This window comes from uncultured Streptococcus sp. (assembly GCF_915066115.1).
Taxonomy (GTDB): Bacteria; Bacillota; Bacilli; order Lactobacillales; family Streptococcaceae; genus Streptococcus.
This window is the reverse complement of the sequence record NZ_CAJZDT010000146.1, coordinates 1-3935: the sequence shown is the minus strand read 5'-3', so window position 1 is coordinate 3935 and position 3935 is coordinate 1. Positions and strand designations below refer to the sequence as shown.

Annotated in this window: 3 protein-coding genes and 1 pseudogene; all 4 read left to right on the top strand. The window is 40.5% G+C overall.

Annotation, left to right across the window (positions count from 1 at the left end):
* Positions 1–152: 152 nt before the first annotated feature.
* Entirely contained in the window at positions 153–1424 is a 1272-nt protein-coding gene (locus tag QZ565_RS08500; protein WP_295528205.1) for an extracellular solute-binding protein, read from the top strand.
* Between the two features lie 110 nt (positions 1425–1534).
* Complete coding sequence (locus tag QZ565_RS08495; RefSeq protein ID WP_295528202.1) at positions 1535–2827, top strand: sugar ABC transporter permease; 1293 nt, start codon at positions 1535–1537, stop codon at positions 2825–2827.
* Between the two features lies 1 nt (position 2828).
* The gene (locus tag QZ565_RS08490; RefSeq protein ID WP_045606601.1) at positions 2829–3671 is read left to right on the top strand and encodes a sugar ABC transporter permease; all 843 of its coding nucleotides are present in this window, start codon (positions 2829–2831) and stop codon (positions 3669–3671) included.
* Positions 3672–3815: 144 nt separating this feature from the next.
* Positions 3816–3935, top strand: a pseudogene (locus QZ565_RS08485) (DUF1189 domain-containing protein); the annotation flags it as partial.

The following is a 3935-nucleotide window of genomic DNA, read 5'->3' as shown; positions in this document are numbered from 1 at the left end:
AAATAAAACGCTTACCCTTTTCGTGAAATTTTTTTAAAATTTTTACAAAAAACACTTGCAACCGCTTTCTGATTGTGCTATACTAGTCCCATAAAGGAAAACGTTTGCGTTTCCTCATTATAAAATTTGTTATTCTTTAGGAGGAATACACTATGTCATCTAAATTCATGAAGAGCGCTGCTGTGCTTGGAACTGTTACACTCGCTAGCTTGCTTTTGGTAGCTTGCGGAAGCAAACCTGCTGAAAAAGCTGCTGATGCTGGTTCATCTGAAGCGAAAGAACTCACTGTATATGTAGACGAGGGATATAAGAGCTATATTGAAGAAGTTGCTAAAGCTTATGAAAAAGAATCAGGTACAAAAGTTAACATCAAATCTGGTGACCAACTTGGTGGACTTGACAAACTTTCACTTGATAACCAATCAGGTCAAGCTGCTGACGTTATGATGGCACCATACGACCGCGTAGGTAGCCTTGGTACTGACGGACAACTTTCAGAAGTTAAATTGAGCGACGGCGCTAAAACAGATGATAAAACTAAATCTCTTGTAACAGCTGCTGACGGTAAAGTTTACGGTGCTCCAGCCGTTATCGAGTCACTAGTTATGTACTACAACAAAGACTTGATAAAAGAAGCTCCAAAAACTTTTGCTGACTTAGAAAACCTTGCTAAAGATAGCAAATATGCCTTCGCTGGTGAAGACGGCAAAACTACTGCCTTCCTAGCTGACTGGACAAACTTCTACTATGCATACGGACTTCTTGCTGGTAACGGAGCTTATGTATTTGGCGATAACGGTAAAAATCCTAAAGATATCGGTCTTGCAAACGAAGGTTCAATTACAGGTATCAACTACGCTAAATCTTGGTATGAAAAATGGCCTAAAGGTATGCAAGATACAGAAGGTTCTGGAAACTTAATTCAAACTCATTTCCAAGAAGGTAAAACAGCTGCTATCATCGACGGACCTTGGAAAGCTCAAGCCTTTAAAGATGCTAAAGTAAACTACGGTGTTGCGACTATCCCTACTCTTCCAAATGGAAAAGAATATGCTGCCTTCGGTGGTGGTAAAGCTTGGGTCATCCCTCAAGCCACTAAGAACCTTGAAGCTTCTCAAAAATTTGTAGACTTCCTTGTTTCAACTGAACAACAAAAAGTATTATACGATAAAACTAACGAAATCCCAGCTAACACTGAGGCTCGTTCATACGCTGAAGGTAAAAACGATGAGTTGACAACAGCTGTTATCAAACAGTTCAAGAACGCTCAACCAATGCCAAACATCTCTCAAATGTCTGCAGTTTGGGATCCAGCGAAAAATATGCTCTTCGATGCTGTAAGTGGTAAGAAAGATGCGAAAACAGCTGCTAACGATGCTGTAACATTGATCAAAGAAACAATCAAACAAAAATTTGGTGAATAAAAAAATTTGTTCAAGGGGGGTGGAATTCAAATCCCCCTTTGAATTTATCAATAGAAACATAAATAGTTTAGGTTTTATCTAAAAACCAGTATTCTATGAAAGGAGTTATTATGGAAAAGCAACAACCTAGTAAAGCAGCCCTGCTGTCTATCATTCCTGGGTTAGGACAGATTTACAATAAACAAAAAGCAAAAGGTTTTATCTTCCTTGGTGTAACCCTTGTATTCGTCCTTTACTTCCTAACACTTGCAGCCCCTGAATTGAGCAATCTCATCACTCTTGGTGACAAGCCAGGTCGTGATAATTCCCTCTTTATGCTGATTCGTGGTGCCTTCCATTTAATCTTTGTAGTCGTTTATGTACTCTTTTATTTCGCAAATATCAAAGATGCACATACAATTGCAAAACGTATTAACAATGGAATTCCCGTTCCACGTACCTTCAAAGACATGATCAAAGGGATTTATGAAAATGGCTTCCCTTACCTCTTGATCATTCCATCTTATGTTGCCATGACCTTCGCGATTATCTTCCCAGTTATCGTAACCTTGATGATCGCCTTCACAAACTATGACTTCCAACACTTGCCACCAAACAAATTGTTGGACTGGGTTGGTCTAACTAACTTCACAAACATCTGGAGCTTGAGTACCTTCCGTTCTGCCTTTGGTGCCGTTCTTTCTTGGACCATCATCTGGGCTTTGGCAGCTTCTACTTTACAGATCGTCATCGGTATTTTCACCGCTATCATTGCTAACCAACCATTTATCAAAGGAAAACGTATCTTTGGTGTTATTTTCCTTCTTCCTTGGGCTGTTCCAGCTTTCATCACTATCTTGACATTCTCAAACATGTTTAACGATAGTGTCGGAGCTATCAACACTCAAGTATTGCCAATCTTGGCTAAATTCCTTCCTTTCCTTGATGGTGCTCTTATTCCTTGGAAAACAGACCCAACTTGGACTAAGGTTGCCTTGATTATGATGCAAGGTTGGCTTGGATTCCCATACATCTACGTTTTGACTTTGGGTATCTTACAATCTATTCCTAATGACCTTTACGAAGCAGCTTATATTGACGGTGCCAATGCTTGGCAAAAATTCCGTAACATCACTTTCCCAATGATCTTGGCTGTTGCGGCACCAACTTTGATCAGTCAATACACCTTCAACTTTAACAACTTCTCTATCATGTACCTCTTCAACGCTGGAGGACCTGGTAGTGTCGGTGGTGGAGCTGGTTCAACCGATATCTTGATCTCATGGATCTACCGTTTGACAACAGGTACATCTCCTCAATACTCAATGGCGGCAGCTGTTACCTTGATTATCTCTATCATTGTCATCTCAATCTCTATGATCGCATTCAAGAAACTACACGCATTTGATATGGAGGACGTCTAAGATGAATAACTCAATTAAACTCAAACGTAGACTGACTCAAACCCTTACTTATCTCTACTTGATCGGCCTATCAATTGTCATCATCTATCCACTATTGATTACCATCATGTCAGCCTTTAAAGCAGGTAACGTCGCAGCCTTTAAACTCGATACTAACATCAACTTCAATTTTGATAACTTTAAAGGACTCTTTACTGAAACCCTATACGGTACATGGTATCTCAATACCTTGATCATCGCCTTGGTTACCATGGCAGTTCAAACAAGTATCATCGTACTTGCTGGTTATGCCTACAGCCGTTACAACTTCTTGGCTCGTAAACAAAGTTTGGTCTTCTTCTTGATTATCCAAATGGTGCCAACCATGGCCGCTTTGACAGCCTTCTTCGTTATGGCGCTTATGTTGAACGCCCTTAACCACAGCTGGTTCCTCATCTTCCTTTATGTTGGTGGAGGTATCCCGATGAATGCTTGGCTCATGAAAGGCTACTTCGATACAGTGCCAATGTCTCTAGACGAATCTGCAAAACTAGACGGTGCAGGACACTTCCGCCGCTTCTGGCAAATTGTTCTTCCACTGGTTCGCCCAATGGTTGCCGTACAAGCTCTCTGGGCCTTCATGGGACCTTTCGGGGACTACATCCTCTCTAGTTTCTTACTTCGTGAGAAAGAATACTTTACTGTTGCCGTAGGTCTCCAAACCTTCGTTAACAATGTGAAAAACTTGAAGATTGCCTACTTCTCAGCAGGTGCTATCCTCATTGCCCTTCCAATCTGTATTCTCTTCTTCTTCCTACAAAAGAACTTTGTTTCAGGACTTACAAGTGGTGGCGACAAGGGATAATTTATCCCCGCCACCCTTTTTCATTTTGGAGCTTGTGACTATAAAAATATCCTTGTAGCAAGCAATTTGTCTCCTAGACTTGAAATAAAGCACATTTCTCTATATAATAATACTCATATAGAAAACACTTTTAGAAAGATGCCTATGCTTCCATATCCATTCTCGTATTTTACTAGTATCTGGGGATTTCGTAAGCCCCTATCAAAACGTTTCGGACTTAACTGGTTTCAACTCCTCTTTACTAGCATTTTCCTCATCAGCTTG

Bases quoted from the DNA above. Each gene is read 5' to 3' on its own strand.
- QZ565_RS08500 (WP_295528205.1), top strand. From the start codon at position 153: ATGTCATCTAAATTCATGAAGAGCGCTGCTGTGCTTGGAACTGTTACA.
- QZ565_RS08490 (WP_045606601.1), top strand. From the start codon at position 2,829: ATGAATAACTCAATTAAACTCAAACGTAGACTGACTCAAACCCTTACT.
- QZ565_RS08495 (WP_295528202.1), top strand. From the start codon at position 1,535: ATGGAAAAGCAACAACCTAGTAAAGCAGCCCTGCTGTCTATCATTCCT.